The sequence below is a fragment of the Spongiimicrobium sp. 3-5 genome (genome assembly GCF_046557915.1).
Lineage (GTDB): Bacteria > Bacteroidota > Bacteroidia > Flavobacteriales > Flavobacteriaceae > JBHEBG01.
The window spans coordinates 1,383,556-1,408,780 of record NZ_JBHEBG010000001.1 but is presented as its reverse complement, the minus strand read 5'-3'; the positions used below and the strand labels follow the sequence as shown (position 1 = coordinate 1,408,780).

General features: G+C 40.4%; 14 protein-coding genes and 1 tRNA gene. 14 read left to right on the top strand and 1 reads right to left on the bottom strand.

The annotated features are described in order from the left end of the window. Positions 1–94: 94 nt before the first annotated feature. The 11 genes from ACEQ81_RS06125 (at position 95) to ACEQ81_RS06075 (ending at position 21,020) form a co-directional block, all read left to right on the top strand. Complete coding sequence (locus ACEQ81_RS06125) at positions 95–1,339, top strand: MFS transporter (protein ID WP_411029967.1); 1,245 nt, start codon at positions 95–97, stop codon at positions 1,337–1,339. Positions 1,340–1,407: 68 nt separating this feature from the next. Next, positions 1,408–2,859: a hypothetical protein gene (locus tag ACEQ81_RS06120; protein ID WP_411029966.1), complete on the top strand. Its 1,452-nt coding sequence runs from the start codon at positions 1,408–1,410 to the stop codon at positions 2,857–2,859. Between the two features lie 113 nt (positions 2,860–2,972). Continuing rightward, complete coding sequence (locus ACEQ81_RS06115; protein ID WP_411029965.1) at positions 2,973–6,116, top strand: SusC/RagA family TonB-linked outer membrane protein; 3,144 nt, start codon at positions 2,973–2,975, stop codon at positions 6,114–6,116. A 21-nt stretch (positions 6,117–6,137) separates the two neighbouring features. Then, positions 6,138–7,571, top strand: a complete 1,434-nt coding sequence (locus ACEQ81_RS06110; protein ID WP_411029964.1) for a RagB/SusD family nutrient uptake outer membrane protein — start codon at positions 6,138–6,140, stop codon at positions 7,569–7,571. Positions 7,572–7,673: 102 nt separating this feature from the next. After that, complete coding sequence (locus ACEQ81_RS06105) at positions 7,674–10,679, top strand: glycosyl hydrolase (protein ID WP_411029963.1); 3,006 nt, start codon at positions 7,674–7,676, stop codon at positions 10,677–10,679. Between the two features lie 19 nt (positions 10,680–10,698). Continuing rightward, entirely contained in the window at positions 10,699–11,028 is a 330-nt protein-coding gene (locus ACEQ81_RS06100) for an L-rhamnose mutarotase (RefSeq protein ID WP_411029962.1), read from the top strand. A 65-nt stretch (positions 11,029–11,093) separates the two neighbouring features. Then, complete coding sequence (locus tag ACEQ81_RS06095) at positions 11,094–12,626, top strand: sulfatase (protein WP_411029961.1); 1,533 nt, start codon at positions 11,094–11,096, stop codon at positions 12,624–12,626. 56 nt (positions 12,627–12,682) lie between these two features. Then, positions 12,683–15,655, top strand: coding sequence for a glycosyl hydrolase (locus tag ACEQ81_RS06090; protein WP_411029960.1), 2,973 nt, complete (start codon positions 12,683–12,685; stop codon positions 15,653–15,655). A 62-nt stretch (positions 15,656–15,717) separates the two neighbouring features. After that, a complete protein-coding gene (locus ACEQ81_RS06085) occupies positions 15,718–17,664 on the top strand; it encodes a sialate O-acetylesterase (protein WP_411029959.1) in 1,947 nt (648 codons plus the stop codon). Positions 17,665–17,677: 13 nt separating this feature from the next. Next, entirely contained in the window at positions 17,678–20,236 is a 2,559-nt protein-coding gene (locus ACEQ81_RS06080) for a hypothetical protein (protein ID WP_411029958.1), read from the top strand. A 331-nt stretch (positions 20,237–20,567) separates the two neighbouring features. After that, on the top strand, positions 20,568–21,020 hold the full coding sequence (locus ACEQ81_RS06075; protein ID WP_411029957.1) for a nuclear transport factor 2 family protein: 453 nt from the start codon (positions 20,568–20,570) through the stop codon (positions 21,018–21,020). 432 nt (positions 21,021–21,452) lie between these two features. Here ACEQ81_RS06075 and ACEQ81_RS06070 read toward each other — a convergent pair. Then, positions 21,453–21,534, bottom strand: a tRNA-Leu gene (locus ACEQ81_RS06070). 346 nt (positions 21,535–21,880) lie between these two features. Between ACEQ81_RS06070 and ACEQ81_RS06065 the strand changes: the two genes are divergently transcribed. From ACEQ81_RS06065 to ACEQ81_RS06055, 3 genes are all read left to right on the top strand, one after another. Beyond that, on the top strand, positions 21,881–23,269 hold the full coding sequence (locus ACEQ81_RS06065; protein ID WP_411029956.1) for a dipeptidase: 1,389 nt from the start codon (positions 21,881–21,883) through the stop codon (positions 23,267–23,269). A 161-nt stretch (positions 23,270–23,430) separates the two neighbouring features. Continuing rightward, on the top strand, positions 23,431–23,796 hold the full coding sequence (locus ACEQ81_RS06060) for a BlaI/MecI/CopY family transcriptional regulator (protein WP_411029955.1): 366 nt from the start codon (positions 23,431–23,433) through the stop codon (positions 23,794–23,796). 34 nt (positions 23,797–23,830) lie between these two features. After that, positions 23,831–25,225 carry a M56 family metallopeptidase gene (locus tag ACEQ81_RS06055; RefSeq protein WP_411029954.1) on the top strand — a complete coding sequence of 465 codons (1,395 nt, stop codon included), beginning with the start codon at positions 23,831–23,833 and terminating at the stop codon, positions 25,223–25,225.

The window sequence follows — 25,225 nt, the reverse complement described above, 5'->3', positions numbered from 1 at the left end:
TATGAAATTGCGACTTTAACACTAATATAGCGCATAAATTTGCATGTTGACAAAATTAAGTTATATTTGTTTTAAATTAACTTAGTGCGTTAAGATGAAAAAGTATCACAGATATCTTCCATGGATTATTGTTTTTATGGTGTTCTTGGCAACTGCATTAAGTTTCTTGGACCGCCAAATACTATCTGTTTCAATCATTAAAATTAAGGAAGATTTCCCCATTTCAGATACGGACTATGGTTTTATAAATACGGGATTTTTGATCAGTTATGCTATTATGTTCACGGTGGGGGGTATTTTAATAGATCGTTTTGGCAGTAGATGGGGGCTGGCTTTTTCGGTAGGTATTTGGTCCTTGGCCACTTCTTTGCACAGTATTGCCAATAGTGTATTTTACTTTGGAGTTTTTCGATTTTTTCTAGGACTAGGAGAAGGAGGGGCATTTCCTGGGGCAATTAGGGCAGTGGTGGAATGGGTACCAAAGAAAAAGCAGGCATTGGCCAATGGTATTGCCATTGGTGGTTCTGCCCTGGGGGCCGTGGTGGCGCCCCCGCTATGTGTTTATTTAATGGGGATAACTGGTTGGCGTGGTGTATTCTTGATTACGGGCATTTTTGGAATCTTATGGGTTATTGTTTGGCTTTTGCTTTCCAAGAAACAAAGAATAACAAAGAGTCCTCAGCGCCATGTTCAAAGAAAAACTTGGAGTGAAACAGGGAAAGGACTGATGAAAGTTTTGAAAATTAAGGAAGTGTGGGTGTTTGTCCTTGTTCGTTTTCTTTTAGACCCCATTTTTTACTTTTATATGTTTTGGATACCAAAATACCTGAGCGATGCGAGGGGCGTAGATATCGTAAAAATTGGTGAACTATTTTGGATCCCATTTTTGGCATTGGGTTTTTCAAATATACTGGGAGGTTATTTTTCGGACAGGATTTTAAAAAGAACAGGGAGCCTAAATTGGGCTAGAAAACTGGTAATGGGCATCGCCGCATTTTTGACTTTACCTGCGTTATTTGTTAAATATGTTCCTTCAGAGGAGTGGGTTATTGGCATCATGGTGGTTGTATTCTTTGCCCATGGTCTTTGGATCACTAACTATATAACTGCTATTAGCGACACTTTTGGAAAGAACATAACTTCAACCGTAGTGGGCTTTTCAGGCACTGCCGGGGCATTGTCCGCTGTATTGGTAAATCCATTAATGGGTAAAATCATAGCGAATTATTCGTATGACCCCATGTGGGTATATTCTGGGCTTATGTATGGAGTTTCATTTTTGTTATTCTTAATACTAATGCCAAAAATCTCGCTTTTACGGAGTATTCCCGAGATTTAAATTTTTTTTGCTAATCAATCTTAGTGCGTTAAGAATTATAATTTACGCGTTATTAAAAAAATTAATAGATGACATTAAATGTTAAAAATGAGCCCCAGCGAATTGGTGTTTTTGGCGTAGGGTATGATATGTACTGGAACCAATTTGACGGATTATTGGACGAACTGATGCAAAAGCATGAAACTTTTCTAGAGAAGTTTTCGGACAAAGAAGCAATTATAGTTGACTTTGGAATGATCGACAATCCAAAAAAGGCATATGAAAAGATAAAGGAAATACAAGCTGCCAATTTGGACCTTATTTTCTGCAACATGCTTACATATGCAACTTCCGGAACTTTTGGGATAATTGTAAAAACACTATCCATTCCCATCGTAATGGTGGCCTTACAGCCAAGAAAAGCTCTGGATTATTCCCAAGCTTCTACCTATATGCAATTGGTGAACGATGATATTTGTGCAGTTCCTGAATTTGCTGGTGTGGCGGTGAGAATGGGAAAAAAAGTTCCCGACATGATTATTGGGACGCTTCATGATGATCCTGAAGCAGAAGTATTGATAGATGAATATTGTCGTATAGCCAAAGTATTGCATGATCTTAAGAATGCCCAATTAGGTCATTTGGGGCACCCGTTGAACGCCATGTTGGATATGCATACTGATGCCACCATGTTAACCTCGACTTTTGGCAGTCATGTGGTTGAATGCGAAGCCAATGAGATTATGTTTTGGTATGACTTGGTCACAGAGGAAGAGGTTAAAGCCAAAGAAAAAGTGATCTTGGATTTCTTTGATACTCCTGATCCAGTATCCGACCCCATATCGCTAAAACTTAATGATACTGATTTACAGGTAGCGGCAAAGGTCAGCGTGGCTTTAGACCGATTTGTAAAGGAAAAACAGCTAGATGGGTTGGCTTATTATTATGATGGACCAGTGGATAGCGAACTCAGAAAGTTAATGAGCAATCTTATTGTGGGTAATTCGATCCTTACCTCTAATGGGTTTCCTATGTGTGGCGAATCGGATATGAAAACTCTCATCGCAATGCTGATCATGGATCGTCTGGGTATTGGCGGAAGCTTTGCAGAGTTTCACCCTGTAGATTTTCTAGAAGATTTTGTATTGGTCGGTCATGATGGCCCGCACAACATATCTATTGCCGATGGCAAACCTGTGCTGAGAAGTTTGAAGAAATACCACGGAAAGCCAGGCCATGGGGCTGGTGTAGAATTTAAAATCAAGCAAGGGCCTATCACAATGTTGTCAATCAATTCAACATTTGACGGTAAATTCAAATTTATCATAGCAGAAGGAGAATCCATCAAGGGTCCTATACCTCCTACGGGAAACACTAATACCAGGGGTAGGTTTAAACCAGACGTAAAAACCTTTTTATATCGCTGGATGAAAGAGGGGCCTACACATCATTTTGCCTTAGGTATAGGTCATCATGCTGAAAGCTTAGAAAAAATTGCGAACTACTTGAACATAGAATCGGTAACTATCAAACAAGAATAAATCAACTCAATTTTTTAAATCACTTAATTATGAATTATTTGAAATGTTTAAATGTTAGGAAAGAGATGGTGAAACGCCTTCTCTTGTCCTTTGTATTTGTAATATGCTCTTCAATGAGCATGATTGCGAGTGTCCCATTTAGTGACACATCGGTAGATATATTGCAAATGAAGGTAACAGGTAAGGTGGTCGATGCAAGCGGCGCTCCTATACCCGGGGTCAATATTGTAGAGGAGAATACGTCTAACGGCGTCGTTACGGATTTTGACGGAAATTTTTCCATTGAAACAGCCTCGTCAAATGCTGTACTTGTTTTCTCGTATCTAGGTTTTGTGACCAAGCAAGTCTCGGTTGCCGGGACTGATTTGGGTAATATAACATTGGAAGAAGATGTGAGCCAGCTAGATGAGGTTGTGGTAGTTGGTTATGGTACCCAAAGAAAGAAAGATCTCACAGGTTCTATTGCCCGTGTGGATATGAGTGATGTTGAGCAACCTTCAATTGCAAGTTTTGATCAGATGTTACAAGGTAAGGTAGCTGGGGTCCAAATTTCACAGACCTCTGGTGCGCCAGGAGGCAACGTCAACATTTTGGTTCGGGGAATGAGCTCTATCACCGGAGGAAACCAGCCTTTATATGTTGTAGATGGTTTTCCAATTAGTAGTGGAGGTAATTCCGATTTTAGGTCATACGGAAGTAATTTATATTCTTCAGATGGAATTGCAAGTAATACCCAAGAACGTATAAACCCCTTAACTTCGATCAATCCGTCTGATATTGAGTCCATTGAGATCCTAAAGGATGCCTCTGCAACGGCAATTTACGGTTCAAGAGGCGCTAATGGAGTAGTCATTATCACCACCAAAAGAGGTGAAGCAGGAAAGTCAGAGATCAGTGCAGAAATTTCTTTGGGCATGCAATCTGTGTCTAATAAACTTGATCTATTGAACAGTCAGCAGTACGCAGAATACGTAGCTGAAGGTCGTGACAACGCCCATGTCTTTGCAGGCGGGTTAGCCAGCGACCCTAACGACTTGAGAGCCGGTTCAAGGCGTGTTAGACCAGAATTTCGAAATCCATCTTCCATAACAACAAACACAGATTGGCAGGATGTTATTTATAGGTCTGCCCCTGTTCGCAATTACCAACTTTCGTTTAACGCTGGAAACGAGAAAACACGTTTTTTTATTGCAGGTGGTTATTTTGATCAAGATGGAATCGTAAAAACATCAAGCTTTAAACGATTTAATCTAAGGACAAATATAGATTCTAATATTTCCGAAAGACTTAAAATAGGAACTTCATTAAATGGTTCTTATAGTTATGGTAATTTTCCAAATACAGAGGGACATTATGGAACAGGGGGACTTATCATGGCCGTACTTTCAGCCTCACCGACTATTCCCATTTATGACGAAACAGGGCAGCCATTTTTTGATCAAGCTGATGTTTCCGATGGTTTAGGGTGGTTGGCGAATCCAATTAACCTGTTAAGTGGCTTTTCGGATAATCGAAGAACCGCCAATGTGTTGTGGAACAATTATTTGGAATATCAATTACTTGATGGACTTACCTTCAAGACCAGTATAGGATTAAACTACACCGCTGGGCAGATTGATATTTGGAGGTCATCAAAAATTCCCAATTTCACGAACTTGAATTTCCCAGCGAATGCAGGGACAACCAGAACCAATTCGATTAATTGGTTGAATGAAAATACACTGAACTACAGTAAAATTTTTAACGAGAAGCACCGTTTGAACCTCTTAGGGGGATTTTCTGTTCAAAAGGATAGATTTGATAGAGTTTCTGCTGGAGCATCTGATTTTCCAACTGAAAATGTACCTTATATTTCAGCAGGAATTGTAAATTCTGGTAATCAGATTATTTCAGAATGGTCATTGCTTTCGTTCATGGGTCGTATCAATTACTCTTTCGATAGCAAATACTTGTTTACCGCAACAGTGCGTTCAGATGGCAGCTCACGTTTTGGCAGCAACAACAAATGGGGCACATTTCCATCCTTTTCTGTAGGGTATAACATTTCAGAAGAGCGTTTTATGGAAACTGTAGATTTCATCAGCAATTTAAAATTACGTGCTAGCTATGGGGTTTCAGGTAACAATCAAATTGGCAACTACAACCATATCGGTTTATTGGGCCAATCCAATTACGTGGTCAATGGCAACCAAGTAGCTGGCTTGGTGCCAAGCACCCTGTCAAATGACAATCTAACTTGGGAAAAATCGAAGCAGACCAATTTTGGTTTGGACCTAGGGTTGTTCAATGACCGTATTTCCTTAACAATAGATGCCTATAAGGATTTAAAAACAGATCTTCTTTTAGCTGTTCAACTCCCTTCAGCTACTGGTTTTCAGAGTGCTACCCAGAACATTGGTGATATTGAGAACAAAGGCCTTGAGTTCGGCTTACAAACCATTAATGTTAAGGCAGGTGATTTTACTTGGAGTAGTAATGCAACACTTAGCGCTAATAAAAACAAAGTGTTGAAATTGGCAACCGAAAATGGACGGATTTCGAATAATGCCTTTCAAATAACCGAAGTTGGGGAGCCGATTTCTAGTTTTTATATGTTAAATGCCATTGGTGTATTTGCCAATGAAGCAGAAGTAGAAGGTGCGGCGTTGTACAATCCTAGAACACAACCAGGAGATCTTCGCTTTGAGGATGTGAACGAGGACGGCAAGATCGATAGCGAAGACCGTAAGATCGTGGGCAGCCCCTTTCCTGATTTCACTTGGGGTTTTGATAATCAATTTTCCTATAAAAATCTTAGTTTGGGCATTTCATTAGTAGGTTCACAAGGTGCATCTACTTACTTCCAAGGTGCTTCAGCAGTACTTAACAGTGCTGGAGTCCAAAATCAAATAGCAGATATCTCCCTTGGGCGATGGGTCTCTGAGACGCAACCTGGTAACGGGTTTCAACCAAGGGCCATTCGAAGTAACTATGCCAACGCTTTTGGAACAAGCTCGCACTTTTTGTTCGACTCTTCTTTTACACGCATAAGAAATGTGAATCTTTCTTATAATTTCCCAACCGATGTCGTTCATAAGTTAGGTTTCACCCAACTAGCCCTATATGTTAATGTGGCCAATTTGTACACTTTTACGGATTATCCAGGGTATGACCCTGAAGCAAGTACTTCAGGAAGTAATATTGCAAGTTCCGGAATCGATTACTTTACCTATCCATTGGCTCGCACTATAACCACAGGGCTCAAATTATCTTTCTAACCCATCAAAAAAGTAGAAATCATGAAAACATACAAATTAATTTCAATAGTGTTGCTGACTGCTTTGAGTTCTTGCTCTGATTTTCTTGAGCTTGAGCCAGAATACCTAGCCAATGAAGCTTCTTTTTATAAAACAGAGGCCGATTTTGAGACTGCTATGATCGGTAATTACTCAGAACTTCAAAATATTTATAATGCCCCTTTGTTGGATTTAACTGAGCTTACTACAGATAACGCTTATATTCAATGGACCTCCCCGACATCTTCCGAATTCGAATGCGATGAAATGAGAATTACTGCACCAAACACCTTTGTAGATCAGGTATGGAACGGGAGTTTTAAGACAATCGTTCGATGCAATACAATTTTAGAAAGGATTGATGGCATAGAAATTAGTGAATCGATCAAAAAGCAATACCAAGGGGAGTCTTATTTTTTAAGGGCTTTTAGCTATTTCAACCTTGTACGCCTTTTTGGAGACCTACCCTTGGTAGAAGTGGTTTTCAATAGTCCCGATGAAATTTCCACATTTGATATGACCCGAAGGCCTATATCTGAAATTTATGGTTTGATCGTTTCCGATTTACAACAGGCCCAAGCCTTACTTCAGGGTATAGAACTTAGTAAATCTAGAGCTTCGGCGGGGGCATCAGAGGCACTTTTAGGGAAGGTTTACCTTACCCAAAAGCAATACCCAGAGGCCTTGAGCACCCTAAAATCTGTAATCGATTCTGGGATGTATAACCTTCAGGACGACTATGCAAGTATATTTACAAATGCTAATGACGAATTGCCAGAATCCATTTTTGAGATAAAGTATATTTCAGGAAACATTGGTGAGGGTAATGATTTTTCAAGTCTGTTTACCCCACCCAGTTTCAATGCAGCAATTTTTCCTAATAATATGAATGGTTCAGGTCGTATCGTACCTACTTTGGATGTAAGGAATAGTTATGAAGACGGTGATTTGAGAAGGGAGCTGTCTATTAAGGATTCCCTACTTTTGTTAGATGGCACTTATGAACAATTACAATACGGCCTAAAATTTGTTGATTTCACAGTTGGACTTCAAGGGGATGGAGGCATTAATTTTATACCCCTTCGTTATGCGGATGTTTTACTGATGTACGCAGAGGCCTTGAATGAGTCCGATAGAACAGATGAGGCTTACCCCTTTATTAACGCTACTAGAAATCGTGCTGGATTGGGCCCTATAAGCGGACTATCCAAGGAAGAGTTTGCGCTTACCTTGGAACAGGAACGCCGAGTGGAATTCCTTAGTGAAGGGCAACGGTGGTTTGATTTGGCCCGAACAGGGAGGACTATTGAAGTACTCAATTCGTATTTTCAATCAATAGGTGCAAGTTTTTCCGTAACACAAGAAGAGTTGTTAATGCCATTGCCTCAAAGGGAAATAGATATTGACCCCAACTTGAAACAAAATCCGGGGTATTAAGTTAGTTGTTTGAGTTTAGTTGTAGGAATGCCCGATCCTTTATTTTTAGGATTGGGTATTTACTCAAACGCAGACACTGGTAAATTTCACAATTAAAAGTGTATGATTGAATCCGAACACATAAATCCGATGAGAAAGAATACCATAATATTAGTTGGGCTGATCTGTCTGTTTATAATTGGCATTCCTCAAAACTGTCAAGCACAGGACAAAGGAAATTATGAGCTTCTAAAAGCAGAATTTAAAAATCCGCCCATGGAAGCATGGCCAAAGACTTATTGGTGGTGGTTAAATGGGAATATTGATACCGTAAGAATAAGGGAAGAGATTATTTCCATGAAAAATGCAGGGTTGTCGGGTTTTGATATTTTTGAGATAGGGAAAAAGAAATCCGATACCGTTATACCCACTGGCGAAATAACCTTCATGGGAGCTGATTTTCTTCGCGCCGTAGAGGTTGCCCTAGATCAAGCCGCTGAACTGAATATGGAGGTGGGTCTTAATATGGCTAGCAGTTGGAACGCTGGTGGAGCCTGGATAACACCTGAGTATGCGGCAAAATCTATCTACTTTTCAAAAACACCATTTAAACGGGGAAAACAAAAACTGCCTTTTCCGAAACAGGTGCGATTTAAAAAAGAGGGAAAAATAGTTCTTGAAGGAGAAAATGAAAATGTGGACATCGAGCGTACCGCCAACGGAAAGCCCGTATTCTATGCAGAAATAGCAGTAATTGCAATACCTACGGGGCAGTCTAATAAATCAATTTCAAAGGGTATAGATGTAACCCAATACTTTGATTCTAAGACCGAAACTTTGAACTGGGACCAAGAAGGCACTTATGATATTTATCGATATATATGTTCAAATTCAGGAGAGCAGTTGAAAATTCCGAGTAAAAATTCCGCAGGTCCCATAATAGATCATTTTGATGGTAATGCTACTGAGTTTCACTTCAATTACATTATAGATCGATTAAAAAAAACCATAGGTCCAGATTTGGAAAAATCGGCTCTTAAGAGTTTATATCTGGCGAGTTACGAAGCTTTAGGTAATGTGTGGACAGAGCTTTTGCCTCAAGAATTTGAACGATTGAATGGGTATGAAATATACCCGTACATTCCTGCTCTTTTTGAAAAAAACCTTTTTTCCACTGATGTAACTGCTAAAATCAAAAAAGATTTTCAGTTTACTCTTTCAGAATTAATGATCAATAACTTCTACAAGAAAGCACGCCAAATATGTCATGAGAACGGACTTTTAATAAATTCCGAATCAGGTGGTCCCGGTTTTCCATTGCATAATGTGCCAGTTGAACCCTTAAAGTCTTTAGGGGTTATGGATCTTCCTAGAGGGGAATTTTGGATCAATCATAATCGATTTAATAGTGATGGGGTCGACATTTTAAGAATGGTAAAGGAATCGGCTTCGGCTTCACATATTTATGGTCGGGGCATTGTTGAGGAAGAAGCTTTTACTTCTTTCCAAATGTGGCAAGAAGGGCCTTTTGAAATGAAACCTTCGGGAGATAGGGCCTTTTGCGAAGGTATGAACAAGGTAGTAGTACATGGTAGTAGCCATAACCCCAGAGGGTTTGGGAATCCCGGAATCGTATATCATGCAGGCACCCATTATAATGACAAACGAATATGGTGGCCAATGATCAAACCATTTAACACCTATTTGGCGCGAATCTCCAACATACTTCAAAAAGCCGATTTTTTTGCTGATGTGCTTTATTACTACGGAGATGCAGCCCCCAACTTTACAGGGCACAAGAATGGTCGTTTTATGGTTGGGCCCGGCTATGATTACGAAGTAATAAATACCGAAATACTAAAACAGATTACCCTACAAAACGATCAGCTAGTATTACCGACTGGCGCGAAATTTAGCCTTTTAATCTTGGAAAATGAAGAGGAAATAGACCCTGAAGTACTCTTGAAACTAAAAGCGTTGACTTCCAAGGGAGCAAAAATCATATCTGAAAAACCAAATGGAGTAACTGTTCGCGAGAAATTATCAAAGGTTAAGGTGTCGCTCAAAGATGTAGATAAGCTTTGGTTCAATGTGAAAGAATCAACAAAGAATCCGACAGCTATTAAGGGAAAAGTGCTTTCTGGCATTACACCGACAGAAATGCTGGAGAATATGAACGTTCCTCCAGATTTTCAATATCCTGATGCAGAATTCTCAACCCTGGATTATATTCATTACCAGAAGGGAACAACAGATTATTACTTGGTTCGGAATACCACTGATCGATGGGTTTCTAGACAATCGAAATTTAGACAAACGGGGAAAACACCAGAATTATGGGACCCGGTAACAGGAGAAACACAGCCTGTATCTATATACGAACAACAGAAACAATATATAAGTCTGCCCTTGACCCTTCCCCCTTACGGCAGCGTATTTGTTGTTTTTTCTGAAAAAAAGATTCCAGCTGCCTACAGAAGTATTGAGTCGGGTCTGCTAAACCCTCCTTTAGTTCAATATACTGCTTACGGAACATTCTTTCTCGAAAACCAAAAGGTAAGCCTACAGAACGGAACGGAAGAGAGAACCATTTCCAATTTTGTAAAAACCGAACCTATAAACGGAGCTTGGGAAGTATACTTTCCGGAAGGGCAAGAGGCTCCCCGTAGGGTTATTTTTCCAAAACTTGTTTCTTGGACCAAAGCACAGAACGAGGGCATCAAATACTTTTCAGGAATTGCGAAGTACGTGAAGACGTTTCAATATGATATTCATTCAAATAGCACTAAAAACCAGAGAATTTATTTGGATTTAGGGAATCTTTCCAATGTTGGGGAGGTATGGTTGAATGGAAAAAACTTGGGCATTGTCTGGGCCAAACCTTATCGGTTGGATGTGACGGATGTCATAAAGCCAGGAAACAACTTATTGGAGATAAAGATTGCCAATACCTGGTCAAACCGTTTAACGGGAGATGCGATAACCGGTAAGCGTTTTACCCATACCAACGTAAAAACAACAAATATAGAAGGACTGAATAAAACGCAAGTTCCTTGGAAAGAAGTTCCATTATTGGATTCCGGCTTATTTGGGCCGGTACGTCTAATGATTATAAAACCCATTGAATAGACAGATTACCCACCTCATTATGGAAGATATAGTAATTAGAAGTTTTAAAATGAAATTAAAGCCTGGTTTTGAGGATATCTATAAACAAAGACACGATGAAATTTGGGAGGAGTTAAAGGTAGTGCTCAAAGAAGAGGCTGGTATCTTGGATTATGCTATTTTCTTTGATCGGGAAACCAACGTTCTTTTTGCCTATCAAAAGCTGCTGGCCAGCCATGGTAAAGCAAATTTAAGTTCTAATCCCATTGTCAAAAAATGGTGGGATTTTATGGCAGATTGCATGGAAGTAAACGTTGATAATTCCCCAAGAACATCTGTTTTAGTGAACGTCTTTTGGTTGGCCCAGTAAAATTGAGGGTAATCAAGTCAACAGATTGGTTGTTCATTGTAGGCTCACAAATTCAAACTCAAATTATGATTCATTTCTTTAATATTTTTTATACCATCACGAAGTATTTGGTGCCGTTAAGGGCAATTTTCTTTATCGCAGTAGTGTTCACATTCCCTATCGCTAAAATTCTTGGGCAAGATAACGTTGCTGAAGTTAAAAATAGACCGAATGTTGTGCTGATTTTTACCGATCAACAGCATGCAAATATGCTGAGTGCTGCGGGTAATCCCTATGTAAAAACACCTGCTATGGATGAGCTAGCCGCTAATGGCGTAATGTTTTCCGAATCGTATTGCACTTCCCCGGTTTGTGGCCCTGCCCGTAGTAGCATCATTACCGGTTTGATGCCACACCAAACCGGGGTAGAGTGGAATGGACAAAGCATTAAGGACAATGTTGTTAACTCTGGGGAGCTTTTCCGTTCCGCTGGTTATCAAACCGTTTGGGCGGGCAAATGGCATCTTCCAGAAAGCTATCCGCAACAATCTAGCGTAAGAAACAAAGAAATAAAAGGCTTTGATCTTTTGCCTTTTTGGAACCCTGAAGAAAAAAGATGGTTTCTCGGTTCGGAAACAGATCCGCCCTTGACTACTGCCGTAGTTGATTACTTGAAAGCCTACAAGAAGGAAAAGCCCCTCTTTCTTTCGGTCAGTTATCACAATCCTCATGATATTTGTTTTTATCCAAGAAAAGACGGTTGGGTGTCGCCCCAAGATTCATTATTGGAAATCAGACATTATGGTTTCAAGCATAAATTACCTGATGTTATCGGAACACATCCGATGAGTATTTCACCACTGCCGCCGCTACCACATAATCATGCCATTTCTAAAGACGAACCCGATTTTATTTCGGAGAAGCGAAAGAACCACGATGAATACGGCGTAGAAACCAAACTGGCCAACAGAGAATTTGATGATATGGCATGGAAAGGTTATTTAAACGCCTATCACCGGTTAACGGAAAGGGTAGATATCGAAATAGGAAAGGTACTTGAAGCCTTAAAAACCTATGGATATTGGGAAAATACCTTGATAATTTTTACTTCTGATCATGGAGACGGTGCGGCCGCCCATAAATGGGCTGCAAAGTTGAGTTTTTACGAAGAAGCTGCCAAAGTGCCAATGATTGTTTTTTGGCCTGGAATGGAGGAAAAGGGGCTGATAGATAAGGATCATGCAGTATCCCAGATTGATATTTTACCCACAATGCTAGATTACGCAGGTATTGAAACCTCAGTAAGGTTTACAGGAAGAAGTATGAAACCTTTGATAGAAAATAGAACTTCCAAGTGGCGAGATTACACGGTGGTGGAGCTTGCCGATTTTGTAAAGGACAAGACCCGCAAGGGCAGAATGGTTAGAATGGGGGCTTTTAAATATAATATATACAGTACGGGAGAAGAACAACTTTTCAATATCGGTCGAGACTCGGGCGAGCTGCAGAATTTGATTTCAGAACCCACACTGCAACATATTCGACAACAATGTCGAAAGAACTTAAAAAAGTGGGCTAAGGAGACCAATGATGCATTTGCAATAGATGTTTTGGGGTAATGACTTTGCCATACGCTTTTTGCTTGAGTAATGATAATTAAGTACATCAAAGAATAATGAAAAATAAAGACTTTAGAAAAGGGGTAAACCTTTGCTTATTTACAGTAACAACTACCCTCTTCATGGCTTTGCTTTCTTGCCATGAAGATTTAGGAGAGCATGGCCCTAACATTTCTTATGCTTCCCTCAAAACTGAATTCCAGAAACCTGGGATAATCTCACGGCCAAAAGTGTATTGGTGGTGGCTTAATGGTCATGTTGATACCGTTAGAATGCGCACTGAACTAATGGAAATCAAAAAGGCAGGTCTTGGAGGGGTTGATATTTTTGATATTGGGGTACGGCCAATTGGTAATCCAAACAAAATGATACCGGCAGGACCTGGTTTTATGCAAGAAGAGTCGGTAAATGCCATAGGATTTGCTTTGAAAGAGGCAGGCCGCCTTGGTTTGGAAGTAGGATTGAGCTTATCGAGCAGTTGGAACGCAGGCGGGAGTTGGGTGACGGCCCAACACGCCGCAAAAACCATCTATTATTCTAAAAAGCGGATAACCGCCGGGGAGCAAAACAAAACAGCCCTTCCATTTCCCACTATTACTCCAGATCGGCACGGTAACGCTAGAATTATAGATTACGCCAAAAATGGAAAGCCTGTATACCACGAGGAAGTTTCCGTTATTGCGGTACCGTCTGAAATGCAAGATCTTTCAGACACTACTTCAATTGTTAATGTCACCCAATATTTCAATCCGAAAAACGAGATTCTTGACTGGAGACCGAACACGGGCAAATGGGACATTTACCGATTCATAAGTTCAAATTCAGGCGAACAGCTGATTGTTCCAAGTGGAAATGCTAAGGGGCCAATAATAGACCATTTTGATTCTACGGCCACTCAAATGCATTTAGAGTATTTTGTGGACCGTTTGAAACCGCTTGTAAATGACTTGGGCGATTCGGCACTGAAATATCTGTACTTGGCCAGCTATGAAGCCAAGGAATTTGCTTGGACTCCATCTTTTCCGGCCGCCTTTAAGAAAGTCAATGGCTATGATGTTCATAAATTCTTACCCAGTCTTTTTGTCCCGAAAGTTTTTGATTCCCTATTACTGCATAAGTTTAATCATGACTATGCCGAGACCTTTTCCAATATGATGATCAAAAACCATTATGGGAAGGCCAAGGAAATTTGTAATCGATATGGTTTAAAAATTAGTTCAGAGGCGGGGGGGCCAGGCCATATGCATCATATACCTGTAGAAACATTGAAGGCTTTGGGAGCATTGGATATCCCTAGGGGAGAATTTTGGTATGAACGCCCCTTCTTAAATAAAGATAGTGTGGATATGGTCTGGCTGGTAAAAGAAATAGCGGCGGCTTCCCACATTTATAAAAAAGGAATCGTGGAACAGGAGGCTTTTACCAGCTACTGGGATTGGCAGGAAGCTCCTATCAACTTAAAGCCATTTGCAGATAGGGCTTTCGCGGAGGGTATGAATAAATTGGTCATTCATGGTTTTACGCACAATCCATCAGAATATGGCGTTCCGGGAATAGCCTATTTTGCAGGCACACACTATAATGATAAAAGAGTATGGTGGTCAAAGGTAAAGCCCTTCAATGATTATTTGGCGCGGGTATCTTCCGTATTACAGAATACCGATTTTGTGGCAGACGTTCTTTGGTATTACGGAGAGGAAATTCCCAATCTGGTCACTCCCAAAAACACCCCATTTGCAGTGGGCAAAGGGTACGATTATGAGGTAATCAATACAGAAGTGCTGTTGAATGACCTTACTGTGGAGAATGGGAAACTATTATTACCCGGGGTTTCTACGTATAACGTAATGTATGTTTCAGAAGAAGGCCTGAGTCCTAGAACACTGAAAAAGCTCAGTGAGTTATCAAAAATGGGGGCGATAATAGTTGGTGAAAAACCGACAAGTGTTTTGGGATTGAGCAATACCACTAATCTAGAAATTGTTGATTCTTTGGCCAATGATTTGTGGGTAAAGCAAAACAAGGAAGGTGGTCTTCAAAAAGGAAAAATAGATTCCAATCATTCTCCATTGGACGTTCTCAGGTTACAGGGCATTCCTCCAGATTTTGATTATGTGGATAATGATGTAGACCAAAGAATTGCGCCTTTGGATTACATACATTACCAAAAGTATGATTTGGATTTTTATTTTATTAGAAACACTACCAACAAATGGATTTCCAGAAATTGTACTTTTCGCCAACGAGCGAAGATACCAGAGTTATGGCATCCGGAAACCGGAGCCATTTTACCCATTGGTATTTATTATCAAACTGGGAAGGTGACTAAAATCCCCTTGAGTTTACCTCCGTACGGTTCTTATTTTGTTGTCTTTAAAGACGGTGTGTCAGACCCAACATACAATGAAATTATACCATCAAAAAAGTCTCTTCCTAGGTTTGAATATACCACTGATGGTACTATTTTTTTAGACAGTGGCCCGTTAGAATTGCGAATGGAAGAGGGTTCGCAAAAAGTGACCGATTTAACTCAGATAGTTAGCTTAGAAGGAGCGTGGCAACTAAGTTTTCCTGAAAATTGGGGGGCACCAACCAAAAGTGTGTTCGATGAATTAATTTCTTGGACGGATGCCAAGGAAGATGGTATTCGTTATTTTTCTGGCACGGCTACATACCGAAAATCTTTTGATTTCAATAAAATGGCTGATGGAAAAAAGATCTATTTAGATCTAGGTGAAGTTTCTGAAATCGCCGAGGTGTGGTTGAACGATGTCCCTTTAGGAATAACTTGGACCAATCCGCATCGTTTCGAAGTTAGTGATGCATTAAGAGATGGTAGAAATACAATCAAGGTTGAGGTTGCCAATACTTGGTCGAACAGATTGACGGGTGATGCCATAACAGGAGAAAAATATACCGAGACAAATATTGCTAAAGCCAATAAAAACGTGGTTTCTTGGGGTGATCTCCCTTTGAAGAAATCGGGCCTTTTAGGCCCTGTAACACTACAAAGCCATGCAGTATACTGATTATAGCAATAGTATGCTACAATGAAGAAATAATAGAGATTGAAATATTTATCACCAGCAAAATGAAACCCCTTAATAATACAGCATTCATTATTCCAATTTGGGTGATACTTGCATGTATTTGTAATGTTCATGCCCAGTTGAGACCTGCTCAAATTTTTACAGATCATATGGTGTTGCAAAGGGATATCGATATTCCGGTTTGGGGATTTGCAGAGCCTGGCGAGGCAATATCAGTTTTAATTAAAGCCAACCTGGTTAAGACTACTGCAGATAAACATGGAAAGTGGTCATTAAAAATACCGTCCATGGAGGCCGGCGGCCCATATAAAATGAATATTCGTTCTACATCCGAAACCATTGTATTATATGACGTGATGATAGGTGAAGTCTGGTTTGCCTCTGGTCAATCCAATATGGAACATGCCCTTGGGGGTTGGCCTTGGATCCCTTACTCCCAGATTACAAATTATGAAAATGAGATCAAGGATTTAGATTTTCCAAAAATACGTATGTTCAATGTTCCCAAATTGGCCTCTCCGGTCGAAATGGATGATCTGGAGCTGGGAAGTTGGGAATTACCAACGGTGAACACCTTGCCCAAGTTTTCCGCTACCGCTTGGTTTTTTGCAAAAGAGCTCCAAAAGAGACTAAATATCCCTATTGGAATCATACACAGCTCCTGGGGGGGCACCGCCATTGCCCCTTGGATGGATAGGGAATCCTTACAATCATTTGACCACATAATTCCTCAAACTCCCCTACCGCCTCATTTTGGCCAAAAAAGTTGGCGTTCTAAAATGAATGCAGAATGGTCCAAACATATCGCGCGAAGAAATCAAATCAGTTATTCCGAATTGGAAAAGGCAAAAGTCTTTTCAAGCTCTGACCAAAGTGGCCTATCTTGGAAGTCAATAACCCAAATTACCGAATCGGGCGATAGTTTAAAAAACTGGATTTGGTTAAAGAAAGTAATAGTACTGCCGAACATTACAGATAATGTTGATTGGCGCATAACGCTGGGCTACCTTAATAGACAGGCGCATATCTACATAAATGGCATCGAAATAGGATATACTTTGTACCCCAAAAAAAGTGAGCTGGAATTTTCATCCAAAGTGTTGCGGGTGGGTGAAAACGTTGTGCTGATTCGCCTCGCTCAGCCTTGGGGCGTGCCACAAGTTGAGGGTACAAGATTTTTCTTAAAAAGTAGTGATAGTACTTCCAAAATCAATCTTTTGAATAATTGGTGGGTCTTAAATCCAGAGGAATCGGTTTTACCTCCTGGAGAAACCAATGCGGAGAGACCTACTTATCTTTTCAATGGTATGGTTGCACCTTTGCTACCCTATACAATTAGAGGTTTTATATGGAATCAAGGAAGTTCGGATATGGGCCGACCAGACTTTTATAAAAAGGCCTTTCCTGCCTTGATCAATGGATGGAGAAAAAGGTGGGAACAACCGGATGCACCCTTCCTTTTTGTGCAATTGTCAAATTATCAACCCCACTGGGAACAGGATAGACAGTCAGTGGCCAGGGCGCCTTTGCGGCTAGCGCAGATGGAAGCACTTTCCCTGCCGAATACAACAATGGTGGTTTCTTATGATATTGGTGATCCATTCGATGTTCACCCAGCCAATAAGCAAGATTATGGGTATCGATTGGCACTTCAAGCACTTTCTAAAGTATATGGAAAAGATATTGAATCCGATGGCCCCAGATATGTATCCCATGAGATAGTAGGAGATACCGTGATAATACATTTAAATACAGAAAGTGGTCAGTTGACATCAAAACCCATGGATAATCCCTGTGGTTTTGAATTGGCCGGAACCGATGGAAAATTTATGGCCGCCAAGGCGGTAATTCACAATCATAAAATCTATTTAACCTCTGAAAAGGTGGTAAATCCTGTAAAGGCTCGATATGCATGGAACGATAATCCGGTATGTTTTATATATGGCCCCGAAGGGCTGCCTATGGCCCCTTTTTTAATTGAACACTAAAATCAAATCATTTATGAAAGCATTTATAAAGCACTTGTTTTTGCCTATCTCTCTCATATCCTTGCTAATAGGGTGTGTTAATAATTCCTCTCCTACCCCTGATGTTCTAAGTGGACTTCCCGATGATTCCGGAATTAAAAGATTCAACAATATTACTTTGGAGGCGTCCTTGAAACCGTTCAAGAGGAAAAATAAAAGATATTATCGGGAAGTGGCTTATACAATGTATTCGCAATGGGCTTCCTTGTTGAAACATTCCGATACCATATCCATAATGTTGTGGACGGCGGATGGGTCCGAGATCTTGGATTACAAAGGTGAAATGGATCAGCGCTTGGAATGGGCCAAATATATCGGGAACCCTAATACCGAACATGAAGTGGGGTCTGGCCCAAAGAACCTATCGATGCACGAACGTGCCTATGTTTATCGTGACGATGCACCGGATTTTACCTTTGGCGATCTAAAGGAAATCGTAAGTACGTTAAAGGAGGTTGGGAAGAATCTTACCCACAAACCGATTCGAATCGGGGCCACTTTTGATCCTGGACCTGAATTCGCAAAGTCTCCGTTTAAATATGAAAAGCATCCTGAAATTGTTCAAGGAGCTGCCATGGGAGAAAAATCCTTTGTTTCCTCTTATTCCACGCTAAATGCAGATTCTGAAGCCTATGCGGGTTTTCCAGAAGGCATTCCCAACAATACCCCTTTCGGTACATTTTTCGGACGACAAAGCCAACATTTTTTGGCCGATCTCGATTTTGACTATCTGTGGTTGAGCAATGGTTTTGGTTTCGGTATGGAGCCCTGGTCAGCTACAGGAACCATTTTTACGGGAACGGGATTTAAGACTTCTAAGTTGTCGGAGACGAAGAACAAGATACTTGATTTTTGGCATTTGTTCAGGGCGGAATGCCCCAATTTTCGTATTGAGACCCGGGGGACCAATATTGCTACAGGGGTAGACCTTGCCAAAGATGGGGTAGATTTGCGGGCTATCTACCATGGCGGGTTTAATCTTTTACCTCCACCGAACTCGCCATGGGCTGCCTTGGATGGTGACTTTGGACTAGAGCTAATGGGGTATATGTCAAGGATCGCGGACATTCCCGATAATAGATATCTCTTTCGTTACTATACGCACGATCCGTGGTGGCAAAACAGCCCTTGGCTGGACCGCTATGGGCGCGAACCCCATGATATATATCTGCCGATGGCCCTGGCGCGAATCGATAATCAGGGGAAGGTTGGGTTGCCCACCCATTTGAATTTTTTGACCATAGACGACTCCTTCGGCAATATGCCCGATAAGGTCCCCAATGAAGTGATCCCGTACATACTCGATGCCCGTTCAGATTCGCCTACCTCACCTGGCCCCTTGGTATGGGTATATCCCTTCGACGAATATCATGATTGGGCCAAAGACCGACAAGATCGCCTACCAGAAATTTATTATGGGGATTGGTTCATACGCCAAAGCATTAATAGCGGGCTGCCATTAAATACGGTGATTACTTCCACCAATCTAATCGAAATCGGGCTAAAGAATCCTAGGTTATTTCAAGAATCGGTTTTGCTGTCTATCGTCCCGGACGCGGAAAGCAACTTGGAAAAATTTTGGATAGATTATCTTAAAAAAGGTGGAAAAGTGATTTTCTATGGTCCAGCGGATCAAGCAGGACCTGAGTTTTTACAAATGCTGAATTTGCAAAACGTATTGCCCTTGGAAGGTGAATTTGTTATCGATAGAACGTATAGTCAAGATAATTTGAATAGGCCCTATCCGAAAAAAATAAAACATTCCGCCCTTTTTTCAGGAGGAGGCATCCGTACCAAAGTTGACAAACTTACCGACCCGTTTACCGAAGTATTGGCCAGAATGGAGCAAGGTAATATGTCTCGAGATGTTATGTGGACACGTACCAACCCCGATTGGAATGGCGGAAAATTGGCCTACCTCAGGGGAACGAATTCCTCTCATTTTGATGGGGGACGTCTATTGAAGCCCGATGACCCGACCGTGTATTTTACGGGGCCAAAAATGGTTCGTGACCTTATGGCTCGCTTCGGTATATCTTTCCAGATAAAAAAGGAATCGCCCAAAATAAAAGACCCCATGCTATGTATTGCCAGAAACGATAATGGCTTTTTCTTTTCTGGTTATAACCCTGATACCACAGTGGAGCAAGCCTTCAAATTTCCACAAGGCGCACCTTTACTACTTGGGTATGACACTAAACTCGAAAACGGGCACGCTAACTTTACCTTTCCCCCGGCATGGCATCGTGAATGCCGTGTTTTTGTGGAGCAGGAAGACGGGGTGGTATCTTGTAAAGAAATGACCACAGGGCAACTTGGCATTACTCGCAGGCTTAAAATTACTGGGCTGAAGAATGCCACTGTAAGGGTGTATCCGAATCAGCGCATCGGCGATAAAAATATTTTCTTTTATAACAATGCCCATTATCCATGGCGTGAAGGGCAGATAAATTTTGAAAAAGGAGAAGCTTCCACAGGCTTTAATTACGTAGTAAGGAATATTACCGGGGAACTCGTTGTTTCTTGGGAATAATTCAAGCAATGCTAAACCGCTACTTTTTATAGATGGATGCACTGGATTTTCTATTTCAAATATCTTTGTAAAATTTTTTAAAGAAAAAGATTGGTTTAGCATAATGATTTTTCGATAATGCTAAAAGAGACCATGAATGGGACACTCTGAGAATAAGTCTAGTGGTTTTATAAAGTAGTATTGTAAAACAGTAGTTTTATGAGACCTTAAAAATCGTAATCAAGAAATCGTATAAGTTGCATATGATCATTACCTAATATATCTCTATATTAGGTGATAACTATATCCTATGGTTGTAGTGCATTAAAAAAAGCCACTTTAAAAATCAATTATGAAACAATCGATTATCCTTACGATGTCCTTATTTTTCGTTTTAACTTTTTGTGTTCAGGGGCAAACCCAGCAGGACTCCTTAAACATTAAACAAGTTGCATTGGATTATATCGAATCTCAACATAATGTAAAGCCTGAACAGTTTGAACGCGCAGCTCATCCAAGAATGGTTAAAAGGACTTTTTGGACGAATAAAAAAACTGGTAAGGAATATTTGCGGGAAACTTTTACTGATGCTATGATTTTACTCGCAGAAACTTATAATCAGGACGAGGACAAATTTCCTGAAAACCCAAAAAAAGAAATAATTATTCTTGATGTCTTTGACAGGGTGGCTTCGGTAAAATTAATTGCAGATGATTGGATTGATTATATGCACATTGTAAAACTCAACGGGAAATGGCAACTTGTAAATGTGCTATGGCAATTTAATGACTCAGAAGAACATTAAACATTCTGAAGTCGGATTGGAACAGAAAAAACGTACTACAACACAACCTCCTATGAAAAGGCTTAGTCCATTAAAATGAACGTTTTTAGGGATTTGTACTTCATGCCAACCCGGAACAAACAATCCCACCTTAATCTAGACTTTCAAAAACCGGTTACGGTTTACTTCAGATGGTGGTACTTCGGAACTTTCACAAAGTTCATACTTAATAAATGATATCATCTATAAAACTCATGGGCAAAGTACAAAAGAAGGAATAATGTCACTAGACCTTTGGCCAAGCGATTTTAATAAAAAGTTGAATATAGGTACGCAATAGTTGTTCTATTTGACATAAATCGACTCAATTTGTATGTTTTTAACAAATATGTGCTGCTAATTTCGCATCTATGCAAAAAAAAACCGACTCCTAAAAGTCGGTTTTTCCCTTTGTACAGGCGGAGAGACTCGAACTCTCACACCTTGCGGCACTAGATCCTAAGTCTAGCGTGTCTACCAATTCCACCACGCCTGCATTTTTTTTCAATTTTATGGGCTTTTATCCCACTATGTCCTATCCTAAATCTAACATGCCTTCCTCCCGATAGCTATTGGGACTACCACGTTTGCTCCGTGTTCTAGAAATGCTATCTAGAATTACGGGATGCAAATATAAAGCAAAATTTCAATTTTAAAATGCTTCCCTATCAAAAAGTTCTTCAAATTAATAAGAAACCGTAGGGATTGCGATTCGCTATGGTTAAAATCAACAACATCTGTACTTTGCTTCATCAATCTGATGCTTAGCGAATAATTGGTACCGGGATATTACATAAGATTGTTCTCATTTCGTAATTTTGGATTTACATAAACACTTTTCAATGCAGACGCCAAACAACTATATAAAAGAGCATAAGGAACGCTTTTTAAACGAATTAGTGGAACTCCTAAAAATTCCTTCCATCAGTGCTGATACAGCATACTCCCAAGACGTACTAAACACTGCCACGGCGGTGGAGAAGGCCCTATCCAACGCCGGCTGCGATATAGTAGAAGTTATAGATACAGAGGGGTATCCTATTGTATATGGAGAAAAGATAATAGACCCAAACCTACCAACGGTACTGGTCTACGGACACTATGACGTGCAACCTCCAGACCCCTTGGACCTATGGGATTCACCCCCTTTTGAACCGGTGATAAAAAAAACAAAACTACATCCGGAAGGAGCTATTTTTGCCCGGGGTGCCTGTGATGACAAAGGTCAGATGTATATGCATGTAAAGGCCCTGGAATATATGGTGAAAAACGATCAGTTGCCCTGTAACGTAAAATTTATGATCGAAGGAGAAGAGGAAGTAGGCAGTAAAAACCTAGCACAATTTGTAGCTGAACATAAAGACCGTTTGGCAAACGACATAATATTGATTTCCGATACCGGAATGATAGCAAACGACATACCCTCTATCACTACCGGATTAAGAGGACTAAGTTATGTTGAAGTAGAGGTAACCGGACCCAATAGAGACTTACATTCAGGATTGTATGGCGGAGCCGTGGCCAACCCAATCAATGTATTGACCAAAATGATAGCCGCTTTGCATGACGAAAACAACCATATTACCATCCCTGGTTTTTATGATAAGGTAGAAGAGTTATCGCAAGAAGAACGCCAAGAAATGGCAAAGGCGCCTTTTAATCTGGAAGCGTACAAGGAAACCTTGAATATTTCGGCCGTTTATGGAGAAACCGGTTATACCACCAATGAACGTAATTCCATTAGACCTACCCTGGATGTTAATGGTATATGGGGAGGTTATATAGGGGAAGGCGCCAAAACAGTGATCGCAAGTAAGGCCTATGCCAAAATTTCCATGCGTTTGGTACCAAATCAGGATTGGGAAGAAATTACCCAACTTTTCAGCTCACATTTTAAGAGTATTGCCCCTGAAGGAGTAACCGTAAAAATAACACCGCACCATGGAGGACAAGGTTACGTAACCCCTATTGATAACATTGGATATAGGGCGGCTGCAAAGGCTTATGAGACCACTTTTGGAAAAACCCCTGTTCCCCAACGTGGGGGCGGCAGCATTCCCATTGTTTCGCTTTTTGAAAAAGAGTTAAAAAGCAAGACCATCCTTATGGGTTTTGGTCTGGATAGCGACGCCATACACTCCCCCAATGAACATTTTGGAGTTTGGAACTACTTAAAGGGCATAGAGACTATTCCCTATTTTTATAAGTACTTTTCAGAACTAAAATCCTGACTAACAAACATATAAGACTTCATTAAACACTTTAGAAAACACTTAGTCAAAACCCCAACACGAGGGTTATGGCCATAAAAGTCCAATAAAATTTACTCTACGTTTGTAGAATTAAAATAATTGTTCTATGTTTGTAGAGCTAATTTTAATCATGTAGCGTAATGAAACTATCAAAATCGGAGGAAGAGCTAATGAACATATTATGGAAGCATAAGAAGGCTTTTATGAAAGATTTGTTAGCGAGCTATCCAGAACCCAAGCCCGCCACCACTACTGTGGCCACGTTATTAAAGCGTATGACGGATAAGGGTTTTATAGCTTATAAAAGTTTCGGCAGATCTAGGGAGTATTACCCTTTGGTAAAAAAGAAAGACTATTTCTCCCAGCATGTTAACTTGCTCATCAAAGATTTTTTTAACGACAGTGCTTCCCAATTTGCCTCTTTTTTTACAAAAGAAACCAACCTTAGCAAAGAGGAATTAGAAGATTTAAAGTCGCTCATAGACAACGAACTTAAAAAGAAATAAGATGTTGGAGTATCTTCTTAAATCTAGCGCTTGCATGACCGTTCTTTACCTGTTCTATAAACTGTTCTTGGAGCAGGGTAACCGGCACCACTTTAAACGGTATTATTTGCTGGGTATTCTTGTACTATCCCTTGCCATACCATTGATTACTTTTACCCAACACGCTCCGCTATCCACCGCTGATGCAACCGAGTGGATTGTACCCTTTACGGAAGGAAATAACGTAATAAAAGAACCTAACCAACCCATTAACGTTGTTTCGATTTTATGGATGCTCTACGGTATCGGTGCACTAAGTTTTGGTTTCCGATTTGCAAAGAACTTATATCGTATTTCACATCGCATAAAATACAATCCCAAACATAAAAAAAGGAATATTACCAATGTTTTGCTGCGTGAAACGATAGTACCGCACACTTTTTTCAATTATGTTTTTCTCAATAAGGAAAAATATGAAACCGGTCAGATTCCAAAAGAGGTGTTATTACACGAGGCAACACATGCAAAACAAAAACACTCCATAGATGTCTTAATTGTAGAGTGTTGTCTGGTACTTTTCTGGTTTAACCCGCTTCTATACTATATAAAACATGCCATAAAGCTTAACCACGAGTTTTTGGCGGACAACGCTGTAATAAACAGTGGTGTGCCTACCTCTTACTATCAACATATTTTGCTAGCGTTCTCATCAAACGTCGCAGTACCTCAACAGATACCCATCAGCATGGCCAACGCCATAAATTATTCATCAATCAAAAAACGATTTACAGTCATGAAAACAAAAACATCTCCAAGATCCTTTAGGATCAAGATCATTTTCCTAGCCCCTTTAGTTGCCGTATTGCTTTACAGTTTTAGCAGCAGGGAAATTATTTACGCTGAGCTGGAAGAAATTCAAACCACGGATTTTCAAAACTTTCAAGAAGGGGCTTCCCCCGAAATGGTAGCCGAATACAACCAAACGGTACGCAGGCTTTTGGCACAACCGGAAGGGGAGAAAAACTGGAAAAACAAGGATTTACAACGGTTGGAATACATCTATGGCCTAATGAGTTATGAACAAAAAAAACAGGCAGAACCTTTTCCGGTAATTGCGCCTCCTGTGCCACCCTCACCACCTCCGTATCCTGCCTCGGTAGAAGTTGAAGCAACTATCCAACCGGATGAAGTTTCGGGATCGGAGCAATTGGTTAAACCTGATGACATAACTGAATTTCCGCCACCACCGCCGCCAAAATCGCCTTTAGAATTTGCCAAGGAAATGGCAAAACAAGATGCAATCTTCTATTACAATGGCAATAAGATAACCACTAGAAAGGCCATTGCACTGCTTAAGAAATCGGACGACATTGGGTTAATTGCTGAACATTCGGACGGAACAAAGCCGGTTGTACGGTTATCCACAGATGTTATTTTAATCGAAGACTAA